The sequence below is a fragment of the Streptomyces sp. NBC_00440 genome, assembly GCF_036014215.1.
In the GTDB taxonomy this organism is placed as follows: domain Bacteria; phylum Actinomycetota; class Actinomycetes; order Streptomycetales; family Streptomycetaceae; genus Streptomyces.
Genome location: NZ_CP107921.1, coordinates 1,366,921 through 1,382,799, shown reverse-complemented (window position 1 = coordinate 1,382,799; position 15,879 = coordinate 1,366,921). Strand labels below are relative to the sequence as shown.

At 71.0% G+C, this 15,879-nt stretch carries 13 protein-coding genes; 7 read left to right on the top strand and 6 right to left on the bottom strand.

The features are described 5' to 3' along the window. The first annotated feature begins 43 nt into the window (after positions 1-43). A complete protein-coding gene (locus tag OHB13_RS06210; RefSeq protein ID WP_266858558.1) occupies positions 44-2,821 on the top strand; it encodes a penicillin acylase family protein in 2,778 nt (925 codons plus the stop codon). Between the two features lie 66 nt (positions 2,822-2,887). Here OHB13_RS06210 and OHB13_RS06205 read toward each other — a convergent pair whose 3' ends face one another. Continuing rightward, the gene (locus OHB13_RS06205) at positions 2,888-4,138 is read right to left on the bottom strand and encodes an exo-beta-N-acetylmuramidase NamZ family protein (protein WP_328376144.1); all 1,251 of its coding nucleotides are present in this window, start codon (positions 4,136-4,138) and stop codon (positions 2,888-2,890) included. A 118-nt stretch (positions 4,139-4,256) separates the two neighbouring features. Between OHB13_RS06205 and OHB13_RS06200 the strand changes: the two genes are divergently transcribed. From OHB13_RS06200 to OHB13_RS06190, 3 genes are read left to right on the top strand one after another with little or no spacing between them, the layout of a single operon-like run. Then, positions 4,257-5,018, top strand: coding sequence for an SDR family oxidoreductase (locus OHB13_RS06200; RefSeq protein WP_266858562.1), 762 nt, complete (start codon positions 4,257-4,259; stop codon positions 5,016-5,018). Beyond that, a complete protein-coding gene (locus tag OHB13_RS06195) occupies positions 5,000-6,688 on the top strand; it encodes a class I adenylate-forming enzyme family protein (protein ID WP_405944915.1) in 1,689 nt (562 codons plus the stop codon). The genes OHB13_RS06200 and OHB13_RS06195 overlap by 19 nt, the downstream gene beginning before the upstream one ends. Before the next feature lie 33 nt (positions 6,689-6,721). Continuing rightward, positions 6,722-7,342 (top strand): TetR/AcrR family transcriptional regulator, encoded by a 621-nt coding sequence (locus OHB13_RS06190; protein ID WP_443062928.1) that lies wholly within the window; start codon positions 6,722-6,724, stop codon positions 7,340-7,342. Between the two features lie 100 nt (positions 7,343-7,442). Here the strand turns inward: OHB13_RS06190 and OHB13_RS06185 are convergent, their stop codons facing one another. Together OHB13_RS06185 and OHB13_RS06180 are read right to left on the bottom strand one after the other, a co-directional pair. Then, positions 7,443-8,657, bottom strand: coding sequence for an acyl-CoA dehydrogenase family protein (locus OHB13_RS06185; protein ID WP_328376139.1), 1,215 nt, complete (start codon positions 8,655-8,657; stop codon positions 7,443-7,445). A gap of 9 nt (positions 8,658-8,666) precedes the next feature. Further along, positions 8,667-9,689, bottom strand: a complete 1,023-nt coding sequence (locus OHB13_RS06180) for a phosphotransferase family protein (RefSeq protein WP_328376138.1) — start codon at positions 9,687-9,689, stop codon at positions 8,667-8,669. A 282-nt stretch (positions 9,690-9,971) separates the two neighbouring features. Between OHB13_RS06180 and OHB13_RS06175 the strand changes: the two genes are divergently transcribed. Next, the gene (locus tag OHB13_RS06175) at positions 9,972-10,910 is read left to right on the top strand and encodes an NADP-dependent oxidoreductase (protein ID WP_266858572.1); all 939 of its coding nucleotides are present in this window, start codon (positions 9,972-9,974) and stop codon (positions 10,908-10,910) included. 87 nt (positions 10,911-10,997) lie between these two features. On the opposite strand, the gene OHB13_RS06170 is transcribed toward OHB13_RS06175, so the two are convergent. Further along, complete coding sequence (locus tag OHB13_RS06170; protein ID WP_328376136.1) at positions 10,998-11,534, bottom strand: NUDIX domain-containing protein; 537 nt, start codon at positions 11,532-11,534, stop codon at positions 10,998-11,000. After that, positions 11,531-12,418: a DMT family transporter gene (locus tag OHB13_RS06165; RefSeq protein WP_266858576.1), complete on the bottom strand. Its 888-nt coding sequence runs from the start codon at positions 12,416-12,418 to the stop codon at positions 11,531-11,533. The genes OHB13_RS06170 and OHB13_RS06165 overlap by 4 nt, the downstream gene beginning before the upstream one ends. Before the next feature lie 159 nt (positions 12,419-12,577). Here OHB13_RS06165 and OHB13_RS06160 point away from each other — a divergent pair, with 159 nt between their 5' ends. Beyond that, on the top strand, positions 12,578-14,251 hold the full coding sequence (locus OHB13_RS06160) for an FAD-binding dehydrogenase (RefSeq protein WP_328376133.1): 1,674 nt from the start codon (positions 12,578-12,580) through the stop codon (positions 14,249-14,251). A gap of 53 nt (positions 14,252-14,304) precedes the next feature. On the opposite strand, the gene OHB13_RS06155 is transcribed toward OHB13_RS06160, so the two are convergent. After that, entirely contained in the window at positions 14,305-14,736 is a 432-nt protein-coding gene (locus tag OHB13_RS06155) for an ASCH domain-containing protein (RefSeq protein WP_328376132.1), read from the bottom strand. A gap of 145 nt (positions 14,737-14,881) precedes the next feature. Between OHB13_RS06155 and OHB13_RS06150 the strand changes: the two genes are divergently transcribed. Continuing rightward, positions 14,882-15,877, top strand: a complete 996-nt coding sequence (locus tag OHB13_RS06150) for a hypothetical protein (protein ID WP_328376130.1) — start codon at positions 14,882-14,884, stop codon at positions 15,875-15,877. Positions 15,878-15,879 lie beyond the last annotated feature (2 nt).

Below are 15,879 nucleotides of genomic sequence, written 5' to 3'. Positions count from 1 at the left end.
GCCAGTAACGTCCGTCTCCACGGCTTCCCCCTCAGGAGCATTCATGCGACGACGCACCGGAAAGTTCAGAACCGCCATCGCCATGGCGGTGTTCGCACTCGGCGCCGGCCTGATGACACCACTGCCGCAGGCGACCGCCGCGGCCGCGGACCCCGTCACCGACTACTGCAAGAGCCAGTGCAACGACATCATGCCGCCGGGTGAGAACGGCAACGCCACCCTCGCCCAGATCCTCGCCCACCGTGCGCTGGGCACCCGCCCCGAACACAGCGCCGACCAGCTCGGACCGTACGACGCGCTGCCCGCCGGGGCTCCGTCGCTCACCGACTCCACCCTGAACAACTTCTTCAACGACGCCTCGTTCGGCGTCCCCGACGACCAGGTCGCCTCGGTCACCAAGCCGCGCGACGACGTCAGCATCACCCGGGACAAGAAGACCGGCGTACCCCACATCAAGGGGACGACGCGCTACGGAACCGAGTTCGGTGCCGGATACGCGGCGGGCCAGGACCGGCTCTGGCTGATGGACCTCTTCCGGCACATCGGCCGCGGCGAGCTCACCTCCTTCGCCGGCGGCGCACTCGCCAACCAGGGCCTGGAGCAGGAGTTCTGGCCGCAGGCCCCGTACACCGAGCAGGACCTCCAGGACCAGGCCGACCGGATAGCGGCCCAGGGTGCGCGCGGCAAGCAGGCCATGGACGACGCGCAGGCGTACATCGACGGCATCAACGCCTACCGGCAGAAGTCGAAGGACGGCCGCTACTTCCCCGGCGAGTACGTCCTCACCGGGAAGATCAACGCGATCACCAACGCCGGTGAGATCGCACCGTTCAAGATCACGGACATGATCGCGCTCGCCTCGGTCGTCGGCAGCCTCTTCGGCAGCGGCGGTGGCGGCGAGGTGCAGGACGCGCTGTCGCTGCTCTCGGCCCAGCAGAAGTACGGCGTCACCGAGGGCAGCAAGGTCTGGGAGTCGTTCCGGGAGCGCAACGACCCGGAGGCGACCCTCACCGTCCATGACGGCACCAGCTTCCCGTACGCGGACAAGCCCGCGGACCCCAAGGGCACCGCGATGCCCGACCCGGGCTCCGTGAAGGCCGAACCGCTGGTCTACGACCGGACGGGCGGCGCCAAGACCGAGGCGAAGACCCCGGTCAAGGCTCCGAAGAAACTCAAGCCCATGCAGGGGATGTACGACAACGGGGTGCTGCCCGCCGACCTGTTCAGCAGCAAGAAGGGCATGTCCAACGCCCTCGTCGTCTCGGGGCAGCACACCGCGAGCGGAAACCCCGTCGCCGTGTTCGGCCCGCAGACCGGGTACTTCCTGCCCCAGCTGCTGATGCTCCAGGAACTCCAGGGGCCCGGCATCAGCGCCCGCGGTGTCTCCTTCGCCGGTGTCGGCATGTACATCCAGCTGGGCCGCGGCCAGGACTACGCGTGGAGCGCCACATCCGCGGGCCAGGACATCACCGACACCTACGCGGTGGAGCTCTGCCAGGACGACACCCACTACCTCTTCCGGGGCGTCTGCACCCCGATGGAGAAGATGGAGCGGACCAACTCCTGGACGCCCACCGTCGCCGACTCCACGGCGGCCGGCTCCTACCGGATGCAGGTCTACCGCACCAAGTACGGCATTGTGACGCACCGCGCGACCGTCGGCGGCAAACCCGTCGCCTACACCTCGCTGCGCAGTACGTACGGCCATGAGGCCGACTCGATAGTCGGCTTCCAGATGATGAACGACCCGGGGTACGTGAAGGACGCCAAGACCTTCCAGGAGGCGGCCAGCCACATCGGCTTCACCTTCAACTGGTTCTACGCGGACTCCCGTCAGGCCGCCTACTTCAACAGCGGCAGGAACCCGGTGCGTGCGGACGGGGTGGACGCCTCGCTGCCCGTCAAGGCCGAACAGGCCTACGAGTGGAAGGGCTTCGACCCTGACCAGTACGCCACCGACGTCACCCCGCCCGCCCAGCACCCGCAGTCCGTGGGCCAGGACTACTACGTCTCCTGGAACAACAAGCAGGCCAAGGACTACTCCTCGGCCGGGTTCGGCAACGGCTCGGTGTACCGGGTCGACCTGCTCGGTGACCGGGTGGCCAAGCTCGTCGCCAAGGGCGGTGTCACCCGTGCCGCGCTGACCCGTGCCATGGCCGAGGCGGCCGTCACCGACCTGCGCGGCGAGGACGTCCTGCCCGAACTGCTCGACGTCGTACGGAGCAAGCCGGTCACCGACCCGGCGGAGGCAAAGGCCGTCGAGCAGCTGGAGGCCTGGGTGGCCGACGGCGCCCAGCGCAAGGAGAACGCCCAGAGCTCGCACGTCTACACCCACCCGGACGCCGTGCGGATCATGGACGCCTGGTGGCCGCTGCTGGTGGAGTCCGAGTTCAAACCGGGGCTCGGTGACGACCTCTACACGGCGCTCACCAACAACCTCGCCATCGACGAGTCGCCGTCGGCGGCCCACGGACCCACCGGGGCCCACGCCGGATCCGCCTTCCAGTACGGCTGGTGGAGCTATGTCGACAAGGACATCCGTACGGTCCTGGGACGCCCGGTGAAGGGCAAGCTGGGCAAGACGTACTGCGGTGGGGGAGACCTGAGCTCCTGCCGCGACGTGCTGCTCTCGACCCTGGGCCAGGCCGCGGCCAAGACCCCGGCGCAGGTCTACCCCGGCGACGACAGCTGCGCCGCCGGTGACCAGTGGTGCTCGGACGCGATCATCCACCGTCCGCTGGGCGGGCTGCAGTTCTGGCCCATCCAGTGGCAGAACCGGCCCACGTACCAGCAGGTCGTGGAGTTCCCCTCGCACCGGTAGCGATACCGGGGTACGGGGCCGCGGGCCGGACCGGACAACTCCGGTCCGGCCCGCGGCGGTTGTCGCTCAGCGGTACGTCAGATACCGCTCGCGGACGGACCGGAAGGCGGCGAGTTCGCCCTGCCAGGCCGCCACCACCTCATCGGTGTCCGCACCCTTGTCGATCATGGTGCGGACCTGCGCGGACCCGGTCAGCTTGTCGATCCAGTCGTCGGAACGCCAGGCGAACCCGGACCAGACCTTCTTGGCCGTCACCAGCAGCCCGATCGCGGTCCGCACCGGGTCGAACGCCGCACGGTCCTGGACATGGAGCTGCACACCGCCCGCGGTCTTCCCCTCGAACTTGGAGAACACCGGCGCGAAGTACGCCTCGCGGAAGGCGACCCCCGGCAGCTCCAGCGCGTTGGCCGCCTCGGCCCACCGCCGGTCGATCCCCTCGGCCCCCAGCAGCTCGAACGGCCTGGTGGTGCCCCGTCCCTCGGAGAGGTTCGTCCCCTCGAACAGACAGGTCCCCGAGTAGACGAGAGCGGTGTCCGGTGTCGGCATGTTCGGGCTCGGCGGCACCCATGGCAGGCCCGTCGCGTCGAAGAAGTCGCCGCGCCGCCAGCCGGACATCCGCACGGTCTCCAACTCGACCGGCTTCGGGAGGAATTCACCGTTGAAGAGCCGGGCGAGCTCCGTCACGGTCATCCCGTGCGCCTGGGAGACGGGCTGCCGCCCGACGAAGGTCGCGAACTCCTTGTGCAGCACAGGACCGAGCGCGGCCCGCCCCGTGACCGGATTCGGCCGGTCCAGCACCACGAAGCGCAGGCCCGCCAGCGCCGCCGCCTCCATGCAGTCGTACAGCGTCCAGATGTACGTGTAGAAGCGGGCCCCCACGTCCTGGATGTCGAAGACCACCGTGTCCACGCCGGACGTGGTGAAGATGTCCGCGAGGGGCTGCCCGCTCCTGGTGTACGTGTCGTACACCGGAAGCCCGGTCGCCGGGTCGTCGTACCGCCCCTCCGAACCGCCCGCCTGCGCCGTGCCGCGGAACCCGTGCTCCGGGCCGAAGACGGCGGTGAGGTTCACCCTCCGGTCGGCGTGCATGACATCGACGATGTGCCGGACGTCCTGGGTGACCCCGGTCGGGTTGGTGACGATCCCGACGCGCTCCCCGTCGAGCAGGCCGTAGCCGTCGGCGGCCAGCCGGTCGAACCCGGTACTCACCCGGGCGCGCTTCCCGTGCGCGGCGGCCGGCTGGGCCGCCCCGCCCACGGCTCCCAGCGCACCCACGGCTCCGCTCGCGGCCAGCAGACCCCGCCTGGACAGGTTCATCGGGCTACCTCCATGATCTCGCCGAGTGTCATGGCCACGCAGGCTAACTCTCGCCCCTTCCCCTGCCGCATACCGACTGGTTAGTCTGCGGGTGAATTCAACGGAGAGGCAGGTCCTGATGGGTACCGTCGAAGGCGCGGGTGTAGTGGTCACAGGGGCGGGCGGCGGTATCGGCGCGGCACTGGCCCGGAGGTTCGCCGCCGAGGGAGCCCGTGTCGTCGTCAACGACCTGGACGGCGACAAGGCCCGTGCGGTGGCCGACGGTATCGGCGCCACCGCGGTGCCCGGCGATGCCTCGGCCATCGTGGACGCCGCCCGCGAAGCGCTCGGCGGACGTGTCGACGTCTACTGCGCCAACGCCGGTCTGGGCTCCGGCGGCGACCCCTTCTCCGACGAGGCGGTCTGGGCCGCCGCCTGGGACGTCAACGTGATGGCCCATGTGCGCGCCGCCCGTGCGCTGCTGCCCGACTGGCTGGAGCGCGGCGAGGGCCGGTTCGTCTCCACCGTGTCGGCCGCCGGGCTGCTCACCATGATCGGCGCGGCCCCGTACAGCGTCACCAAGCACGGCGCGCTGGCCTTCGCCGAGTGGCTCTCGCTCACCTACCGCCACCGCGGGCTGAAGGTCCACGCGATCTGCCCGCAGGGCGTACGGACCGACATGCTCGCCGCTACGGGCTCCGCGGGTGAACTGGTGCTCGCCCCGACGGCGATCGAGCCCGACGATGTCGCGGACGCGCTCTTCGACGCCATCGCCGATGACCGGTTCCTGGTGCTGCCGCACCCCGAGGTCGCCGAGTACTACCAGGCGCGGGCCGCCGAGCCCGACCGGTGGATCGGCGGGATGAACCGCCTTCAGCAGAAATGGGAGGCCGGGCGGTGAGCACCTCGATCTACGCGGCGAAGCCCTGGCTCGGACAGCTCAGTGAGGCCCAGCGCAGGCCCGTACACCCGCAGCCGAGCGTGGTCCACGCCTTCCGCGACGCCGTGGCCCGCGCACCGGAACACCCCGCCCTCGCCTACTTCGACGGGCGGCTCACCTACCGCGAGACCGACACGCTCTCCGACTCGGTCGCCGGACACCTGGCCGCCAGAGGGGTGGGCCGCGGCGACCGGGTCGCGGTCATGCTGCAGAACTCGCCGCACTTCGTGCTGGCGCTCCTCGGCGCCTGGAAGGCGGGTGCCACGGTCGTACCGCTCAATCCGATGTACAAATCGGCGGAGGTCGGCCATGCCCTGCGGGACGCCGGTGTCACGGCGCTGGTCTGCTCCGACCGTGCCTGGGAGGCGTATCTGCGGGAGACCGCCGCCGGCACCGCCGGCTCCCTGGTCCGGTTCGCGCTCACCGCCTGCGAACGCGATCTGCAGAGCCGCGACGACGAACGGGTCCTCGGCTTCGAGCGGCTCCCGTGCCCCGCCGACACCGACGATCTGCTGGCGGTCGCCCGGCAGGGGCTCCCGGCCCCGGCCGACCGCGATCCGCTCGCCTCCGATGTGGCGCTGATCAGCTATACGTCGGGGACCAGCGGGACTCCCAAGGGCGCGATGAACGCGCACGCCAACATCATGGTGAACGCCGAGCGCCAGCGCACCGGCCACCCCGTCCCGGAGGGCTCGGCGTACTTCGCGCTCGCGCCTCTCTTCCACATCACCGGGATGGTCTGCGAACTCGCCGCGTGCGTCGCCAACGCCGGGACCCTCGTCCTCGCTTACCGGTTCCACCCCGGGGTGGTGCTCGACGCGTTCACCGAGCACCGTCCCGCGTACACGGTCGGCCCCTCCACGGCCTTCATGGCGCTCGCGGCCGACCCGTCGGTCACCCCGGACCACTTCGCCTCCTTCAAGGTGATCTCGTCGGGCGGCGCACCGCTGCCGCCCGCGCTGGTGGAGGGCTTCCGCGAGCGGTTCGGCCCGTACATCCGCAACGGATACGGGCTCACCGAGTGCACCGCCCCGTGCGCTTCGGTCCCGCCCGAGCGGGAGGCCCCGGTCGACCCGGTGTCGGGCACACTCTCGGTCGGGGTGCCGGGACCGGACACCGTGGTGAGGATCGTGGACGCAGGCGGCGCCGAGGTGCCCTTCGGGGAGCAGGGCGAGATCGTGGTGAGCGGGCCGCAGGTGGTTTCCGGGTACTGGGAGCGCCCGGAGGCCACTGCCGAGACGTTCCCCGGCGGCGAACTGCGCACCGGGGACATCGGCTTCATGGACCGGTACGGCTGGCTCTATGTCGTGGACCGGATGAAGGACATGATCAACGCCTCCGGTTTCAAGGTGTGGCCGCGCGAGGTCGAGGACGTCCTCTACACCCATCCCGCCGTACGGGAGGCCGCCGTGGTCGGGATCCCCGATGCCTACCGGGGAGAGTCGGTCAAGGCCTATGTGAGCCTGCGGCCCACGGAGTCCGGGGCCGCTGTGACGCCGGAGGAGCTGGCCGGCTACTGCAAGGAGCGGCTCGCGGCGTACAAGTACCCGCGCGAGGTCGAGATCCTGCCCGAGCTGCCGAAGACAACCAGTGGGAAGATCCTGAGGCGGGAACTGCGTTCCCCGCGGTGACGGGCGCAGGCGACGAGCACATGTGACGAGCTCATGGACGGACGGAAGGTGGCGGCGATGGCAGCCAGAACGACCGACGGGAGCGGTGTCCCCGTCCCGCAGAGGCTGCTGGCCGCCGCGACCCGGCTCTTCGCCGAACGCGGCTACGACCGGACCTCCGTCCAGGAGATCGTCGAAGCGGCGGGGGTCACCAAGGGCGCCCTCTACCACTACTTCGGCTCCAAGGAGGACCTGCTCCAGGAGGTCTACTCCCGGCTGCTGCGGCTCCAGCAGGAGCGGCTCGACGCGTTCGCGGACTCCGACGCGCCCGTCGAGCAGCGCCTGCGGGAGGCCGCGGCCGACGTCGTCGTCACGACCATCGAGAATCTGGACGACGCGTCGATCTTCTTCCGCTCCATGCACCAGCTGAGCCCGGAGAAGAACAAGCAGGTACGGCTGGAACGGCGCCGCTACCACGAGCGCTTCCGGGCGCTGGTGGAGGAGGGCCAGCGGATCGGGGTGTTCTCGAAGGCCGTCTCCGCGGATCTGGTGGTCGACTACCACTTCGGGTCCGTGCACCATCTGTCGACGTGGTACCGCCCGGACGGCCCGCTGACCCCACGCGAACTGGCCGAGCAGCTGGCCGATCTGCTGCTGAGGGCGCTGCGGCCGTAGCCATGACCGGCCGCAGCCGGTCCGGTGGTGACGGTCATGGCCACGACCGCAGCGACGGTCGTGGCCACACCGGTGATGTGACCAGGCAGCCGTCCTTCCGCTACAGGTACTTCTTCAGCTCGCGCCGCGCCAGCGACCGCTGATGCACCTCGTCCGGCCCGTCCGCGAGCCTCAGCGTCCGCGCTCCGGCCCAGAGTTCGGCCAGTGGGAAGTCCTGGCTCACCCCGCCGGCGCCGTACAGCTGCACCGCCTTGTCGATGATGTCGATGACAGCGCGCGGCGTGGCGATCTTGATGGACTGGATCTCCGTGTGCGCCCCTCGGTTGCCCACGGCGTCCATCAGCCAGGCGGTCTTGAGGACCAGCAGCCGCAGTTGCTCCACGGTGACCCGGGCGTCCGCGATCCAGTTCTGTACGACGCCCTGCTGGGCCAGTTGCTTGCCGAACGCGGTACGGGAGACCGCGCGGCGGCACATCAGCTCGATGGCGCGCTCCGCCATCCCGATCAGCCTCATGCAGTGGTGGATCCGGCCCGGTCCGAGACGGGCCTGGGCGATGGCGAAGCCGCCGCCCTCCTCACCGATCAGGTTCGACGCGGGGACCCGGACGTTGTCGAGGACCACCTCGGCGTGGCCGCCGTGGTAGTGGTCCTCGTAGCCGTACACCTGCATGGCACGGCGGACTTCGAGTCCCGGGGTGTCGCGCGGGACCAGGATCATCGACTGCTGGCGGCGGGCGTCGGCGCCGTCCGGGTCGGTCTTCCCCATCACGATGAAGATCTTGCAGTCGGGGTTCATCGCCCCGGAGATGTACCACTTGCGGCCGTTGATGACGTACTCGTCGCCCTCGCGCGTGATACGCGTCTCGATGTTCGTCGCGTCGGACGAGGCGACCTCGGGCTCCGTCATGGCGAAGGCCGACCGGATCTCACCGGCGAGCAGCGGCTCCAGCCACTGCTTCTTCTGCTGCTCGGTGGCGAACTGGAACAGCACCTCCATATTGCCCGTGTCGGGGGCCGCGCAGTTCAGCGCGGTGGGTGCCAACTGCGGTGAGCGCCCGGTGATCTCGGCGAGCGGCGCGTACTGAAGGTTGGTCAGCCCCGCGCCGTACTCCGCGTCCGGGAGGAAGAGGTTCCACAGGCCCTGGCGGCGCGCCTCGGCCTTCAGCTCCTCGACCACCGCCGGGGTCTCCCAGGGGGAGGCGAGCCGGGCACGCTGCTCGTGGACGACGGCCTCGGCCGGGAGGACATGCTCGTCCATGAAGGCGTGGAGCTTGTCGCGCAGCTCTTCGGTGCGCGCGTCGAATGCGAAGTCCATGGGGGTGTTTCAGCCTTCCTTGAGGGTGGTGAGACCGTGCTCGATGAAGACGGGGACCAGCGAGCCGATCTGGTCGAAGCCGGCTCCGACGGTCTGGCCGAGGGTGTAGCGGTAGTGGATTCCTTCGAGGATCACGGCGAGCTTGAACCAGGCGAACGCCGTGTACCAGGCGATGGCGGAGGTGTCCCGGCCCGAGCGGGCCCCATAGCGCTCGACCAGCTCGGCGGGGGAGGGATGGCCCGCCGCACCGCTGGTGGTGGAGACCGGCGAATCGGGGATCCCCAGGTCCGAGCTGTACATCACGAGCAGACCGAGGTCGGTCAGCGGATCGCCGAGCGTCGACATCTCCCAGTCCAGGATCGCGTTGATCCTGTCGTCGTCACCGAGCAGGACGTTGTCCAGGCGGTAGTCGCCGTGCACGACGGTGGGAGCCGGGGAGCGGGGCAGATCACGTCCGAGAGTGGCGTGCAGTTCGTCGATGCCGGCCAGTTCGCGGTTGCGCGAGGCGTCGAGCTGCTTGCCCCAGCGGCGCAGCTGCCGGTCGAGGAAGCCCTCGGGGCGCCCGAAGTCCGCGAGGCCCGCCGCCTCCTGGTCCACGGCATGCAGATCCACGAGCGTGTCGACCAGCCCGAGCACCGCCGCACGGGTCCGCTCGGCACCGATGGCCGCCAGCTGGGCGGCGGTGCGGTACGGGGTGCCTTCGACGAACTCCATGACGTAGAACGGCGATCCGATGACCGACTCGTCCTCGCACAGCAGCACTGTGGCCGGCACCGGAACCCCCGTCGGGTGCAGCGCGCTGATCACCCGGTGCTCGCGCTTCATGTCGTGCGCGGTGGCAAGGACATGGCCCAGCGGAGGCCTGCGGACGACCCAGCGGCCGGTCCCGTCGCTCACCGTGTACGTCAGATTCGACCGGCCGCCCTCGATCAACCGCGCGCTGAGCGGTCCGCTCACCAGGCCGGGCCGCACCCGGTCGAGATGACCGCGCAGCGCCTCGGGGTCGATTCCCGGTGGGTGGACTGTGCTCATGGGGCACCTCCGTGTGTAGCGGCGGACCGTCCGGGTGGACCATCGCGCCGATGTCTGCTGGAACTGTCTGCCGGCACGCTCGCGGTGAACGTCTGTGCTCATCATGCCGACCAGTCGGTATGGCGTCCACCCCCGGCCCGTTTCCGGCAGCCGGTGCGCGGTCGTCACATCTCTGATACACCGCCCGGCCGCTTCCGGTTCCCGCCGGGCCCGCACCGCCGGCGCTCCCGTTTGCACGGGGTCCGGTTGCGCGAGGCGGGGCCTGACCAGAGGCTCATAGGCATGAAGGCGATCAGCTACAGCCGTTACGGCGGCCCCGAGGTCCTGGAGTACGGCGAGCGCCCCGAGCCCACGGTCGGGCCCGACTCCGTGCTGGTGAAAGTACGCGCGGCAGCCGTCAACCCGGTCGATGTGCACGCCCGCGAGGGGCACCTCGCCGCGCGGCTCGACGCCGTCTTCCCGGTCGTGCCGGGCTGGGACGTCTCCGGTGTGGTGGTGCAGCCGGGGGCGGCCGTGACCGAGTTCGCCGTCGGGGACGAGGTCATCGGGTACGTACGGGAGGACTTCCTGTCACGCGGAACCTTCGCCGAGTACGTGGCGGCCCCGGTGCGCACCCTGGCCCGCAAGCCGCTGCGGCTGAGTTTCGAGGAGGCCGCCGGGCTGCCGCTGACCGGACTCACCGCCTACCAGGCCCTTCGCGCGCTCGAAATCCGTTCCGACGACACCGTCCTCGTGCACGCGGCGGCGGGCGGCGTCGGCTCGATGGCCGTACAGCTCGCCCTGCACTCGGGAGCACGGGTCATCGGCACCGCGAGCACCCACAATCACGACCATCTGCGCACGCTGGGCGCGGAGCCGGTGGCCTACGGCGAGGGGCTCGCCGACCGGGTGCGGGCCCTGGCGCCCGACGGGGTGGACGCGGTCCTCGACACGGTCGGCGGCGACACCCTCAGGCTGTCGGCGAACCTGCTCGCCCCGGAAGGCCGGCTCGCGTCCATCGTGGACGGCGACGTCGTCGAGTTCGGCGGCCGCTATGTCTTCGTACGGCCCGACCCTCTCGACCTGCATGTCCTGGGCGAACTGGCCGACCAGGGAGAGATCACGGTCCACGTCGACCGGGTCCTCCCGCTGGAGCAGACGGCCGAGGCGCAGCGGCTCAACTCGGAGGGCCACACCCGCGGCAAGATCGTCGTCACGGTCGACTGGGACGCGGCGGCCTGATCCGGCCGCGCACCGGATGCCTGCGTGGCCGGTCCGCTTCGCGGCCGGCCGGGAGACGCACCGGATGCCTGCGCCGGGCCGCCGCCGTCAGCGTGGTTGCCGATCGGTCAGCCGGCGGTACGCGGCGAGGCCGTCGGGCACCCACTCCCAGGTGCCGATACGGAGCGCCAGTTCCTCGTCGGAGAGGAAGCCGTGCCAGGCGACCTCCTCCACCTGGGGGTTCACCGGAAGCGTGCAGCGCACCTCGTACACCCAGGACCACCAGCCCTGCCCGGCACCCTCGTACAGGAACTTGAAGAGCGGTACGGGCGCGGGCAGCCCGGACACGCCCAGCTCCTCCTCGGCCTCACGCAGCGCCGCCGCGTCGTAGGACTTGCCCGCGCCGACCACGCCGCCGACGAACATGTCGTACAGCGAGGGGAAGACCAGCTTCACCGGTGTCCGGCGGTGGACGAAGATCCGGTCGTCGGCGTCCCGGGCGAGGACGAAGACACAGCGGTGCAGCAGCCCCTTCGCGTACACCTCGCCCCGCGGGGCCTGCCCGGTCACCTGGTCGGACGCGTCGACCACATCGAGGATCTCGTCGGCGGGGGAGGCGGGGGGTACGGGGTTCGCAGCGGTCATGCCGCCATCTTCTCGCGCGGCGCCCGCGCCGAGCCGGGGGGCATCGCCGGATGCCGTCCCAGCAGGACGATCCCCACGACGATCGCCGCGAGCCCGGCCGACTCCCAGGCCAGGGCTCCGGTGTCGGTGCGCAGCTGGTCGCCGAGGAACCCCACACCGCAGACGATGCCCGCGAGCGGCTGGGCCGCGGTGAGCGCGGGCAGCGAACTGCGCAGCGGCGCTGCCTCGAACGCGCTCTGCACCAGGATCAGCCCGGTCACCCCCAGCACGATCACCGCGTACGGCTCCCAGCCCGTCGTCAGCGCCGCCCAGCCGCCGTGCTCCAGAAGCTGCCCGCTGACCCGGGTCAGGGCGTCCTGGAGCCCGTACAGCAGACCGGCGCCGAGTGCGAGGAGTGCGGGGCCCACGGTCAGCCGGGTCCGTTTGGCGCAGACCGTCAGGACCATGGCGGTGCCGGCCACCACGCCGATGATCAGCCAGTGCCGCAGCTCGTTCACCGACGCGGCGCCGGGCTTCGGCTGGCCCGCCAGGATGAAGGCCGCGACCCCGCCCGCCAGCAGCGCGAGACCGCCCCAGCCCTGCCGCCCCAGCGGCTGTCCGGTCTGGTGCCGGGAGAGCGCCATGGCGAAGAGCAGGTTCGTCGCGAGCAGCGGTTCGACCAGCGAGATCTCGCCGTGGCCGAGCGCCAGGGCCCCCAGCACCATGCCGCAGACCATCAGCGCGATGCCGCCCAGCCAGAGCGGCACCCGCACCAGGTCGAGCAGCAGCCGGAAGGAGAGGAAGTCCTTCATGGGGGCGTGCCTGGCCGCTCTCTGCTGGAGCACGAATCCGAATCCGAGACAGCAGGCCGCGGCCACCGAGAGCGCGACGACGAGTACCGACACGTGATCAACCTCAAGACCGGCCAGAAGGGGCGGGGTTCTGGCGACGATAGCGCCTGCGGGTGCACCTGTACCCGTTGAGTGCACCGAACGGGACGGTTGACGCAGCTTCGGGACGAACTGAAGATGTGACCCACAAGTAACCTGGCAGGGATGGGGCTCATGGCGGACGACGCTGACGTGATCGTGATCGGGGCCGGGCTCGCCGGTCTGGTGGCCACCGCCGAGCTGGTGGACGCGGGGAAGAAGGTGATCCTCCTCGACCAGGAACCCGAGCAGTCGATGGGCGGTCAGGCGCACTGGTCCTTCGGCGGTCTGTTCTTCGTCGACTCGCCCGAACAGCGGCGCTTCCGGGTCAAGGACAGCCGCGAGCTGGCGATGCAGGACTGGCTGGGCACCGCCGGTTTCGACCGGCCCGAGGACCACTGGCCGCGGCAGTGGGCCGAGGCGTACGTGGACTTCGCGGCGGGCGAGAAGCGGGCCTGGCTGCACGCCCAGGGGATGCGCTTCTTCCCGGTCGTCGGCTGGGCGGAGCGCGGCGGGTACGACGCGACCGGCCACGGCAACTCCGTACCGCGCTTCCACATCACCTGGGGGACCGGGCCCGGCGTCGTCGCGCCCTTCGAGCGCCGGGTGCGGGAGGGTGTGGCGCGCGGCCTGGTGCAGCTCAGGTTCCGCCACCGGGTCACCGGCCTCGCCCGCAGCGCCGGTGCGGTGGACACGGTGACCGGTGAGGTGCTGGAGGCGAGCGGGGCCGAGCGGGGCACCGCCAGCAGCCGCGCGGTCACCGGCGAGTTCACCTACCGGGCACAGGCGGTCATCGTCACCTCGGGCGGGATCGGCGGCAACCACGACCTCGTACGGGCCCAGTGGCCGGAGCGGCTCGGCACCCCGCCCGCGCACATGCTGTCGGGGGTGCCCGCCCACGTGGACGGGCTGATGCTGGGAATCGCGGAGGCCGCGGGCGGCAGCCAGATCAACCGGGACCGGATGTGGCACTACACCGAGGGCATCCAGAACTGGAACCCGATCTGGGCGAAGCACGGCATCCGCATCCTGCCGGGGCCCTCGTCGCTCTGGTTCGACGCGCGCGGCAAACGCCTGCCGGTGCCGCTCTTTCCCGGCTTCGACACCCTGGGCACCCTCGACCACATCATGAAGTCGGGCCACGACTACACCTGGTTCGTCCTCGACCAGCGCATCATCGGCAAGGAGTTCGCCCTCTCGGGCTCCGAGCAGAACCCAGACCTGACGGGGAAGTCCGTCCGTGACGTCATCGGGAGGGCGCGCGCCGACGTACCCGCGCCGGTGAAGGCGTTCATGGACAACGGCGCGGACTTCGTCGTCGAGAAGGACCTGGCGTCGCTGGTGCGCGGGATGAACAAGCTCACCGGGGAGCCGCTGATCGACGAGGCCGGGCTGCGCCGGGAGATCGTCGCCCGCGACCGCGAGATCGGCAATCCCTTCACGAAGGACCTCCAGGTGATGGCGGTCCGCGGCGCCCGGAAGTATCTGGGCGACAGGCTCATCCGCACGGCCGCGCCGCACCGCATCCTGGATCCCGCGGCGGGCCCGCTGATCGCGGTGAAACTGCACATCCTGACGCGCAAGTCGCTGGGCGGCCTGGAGACGGACCTGTCGTCCCGGGTCCTCGCGGAGCCGGCCGGCGGTACGGACAGGGGCGCGCCCGTGCCCGGTCTGTACGCGGCGGGGGAGGCGGCCGGGTTCGGCGGTGGCGGGGTGCACGGCTACCGGTCGCTGGAGGGCACGTTCCTGGGCGGCTGCATCTACTCCGGGCGGACCGCCGGGCGGGCTGCGGCCCGGGCGGTGGGGTAGCGGGGGCGGCGGGGCAGCGGGCGGTGGGGTGCGAGGGGCCGGCCGGCCCCGGCTCACCCTTCCTGGAGCCGCTCCACCACCCGGAACCGCTCGGCCACGATCATCGTGTCGTCGTCCACGGTGAACTCCGGGTTCCGCAGCGCCTCCCGCATCTCGTCGCCGTGCCAGAACCGCTCGTGCCCCGCGCGCCACTCGGCGACCGATGTGTGACCCTCGCCCTCGTCCAGCGCGTGCTGGAGGCCGACATCGCCCAGCCGCAGCACCCGTACCTCGGTCAGCTCGACCACCGCGACCTCACGGCCGTCCGAGTCGATCAGCGCGGAGCGCTCGCCGACGGGGGGCAGTTCCTCCCGCTCCGCCTCGTACTCGGCGAGCAGTCCGCTGGTCGAGACCTTCTCCCCGCGCAGCACGGCGTCGACGAGCTGATCGCGGAGCGGGCCGGGAAAGGCGAACAACAGGGGCTTGAGGTGTTCGGGACCGGTCATGGAACCAGCGTACGCACCCGGGCAAAGCATGGCGTTGTAAAGGGAGTTGAGGAGGATGTGACGCCTGTGCGGCCTTGACGTGGAGCCATCAATACCGGTTTGCTGTGCGTGATCATTGCCCCCGGCGCCCTGAGGACCCCCGCGGATGCCCCCACTCCTCGGCCGCTCCCGAAGACGGGCCGGCCAGCTCGCCGACCCGGCTCTCGACGACGTCGAACTCACAGAAGTGCGAACCCAGTTGGCCCAGGGCCGCTGGGGCAGCGTCAGTTCCCTGCTCACCGCGACCGCCGACGACTGGGACCGCCGGGGCCACCGTCTCGTCGTACTCGCGGAGGGGTCGGGATCGGCGGCCTGGGCCGAGGACTGGCTGCTCGCCGAGCCGGAGAGCGCGGACGCCGCCGCCCTGCTGGCCTGCGCCATGGTCCTGCGGTCGCTGCGCGGCAAGGACGGCAGGGGAGGCCGGGCGGACAAGGTGGGCAGGGTGGGCAAGGCAGCCAAGGAAGAGGAGGACGCGGCCCGCGAGGCCTGCCGGGCCGCTGCCCGGCTGGCGCCGTCGGACCCGACCCCCTGGCTCGGGCTGCTGATCCTGGCCCGCAGCCGCGGCACCGAGGAGGAGGTCAGCCGCCTCTTCGACGAGGTGCGCTCACGCCACCCCGAGCACCACCACGCCCACCATCTGATGGCGGCGCGGCTCGCCGAGCGCCATCCGGGGGCCGGCCAGGACCCGCTGCACGAGGTGTACGACTTCGCGGCCTGGGCGGCCGAACAGGCGCCCGCCGACTCGCCGCTCGCGGTGCTGCCGGTGGTCGCCCACGCGGAGCGCTACCGGGTGCTCGCCACCGCGGGCAGCGAACCGGACGACCCCGCACGCTCCGCGCACTGGACGGGCCGGCGGGCCCGTCAGGTGATGAAGGCCGCCTTCGACTGGTGGCTGGAGTGGGAGCGCGAGGACCATCCGCGCAACCGCGTCGACCTCAACTTCCTGGCCCACGCGAAGTTCTGCGAGGGCCGGCCCGCGGAGGCCGCCGCGCTGTTCCACCGCATTGGAGAGCACTTCACGCCGGCCCCCTGGGCCTACCCCGACCGGGACGCGTACCAGGCGTTCAGCGCCGCGCGCGGTGCCGCGCTCGGCTCCGTCTAACT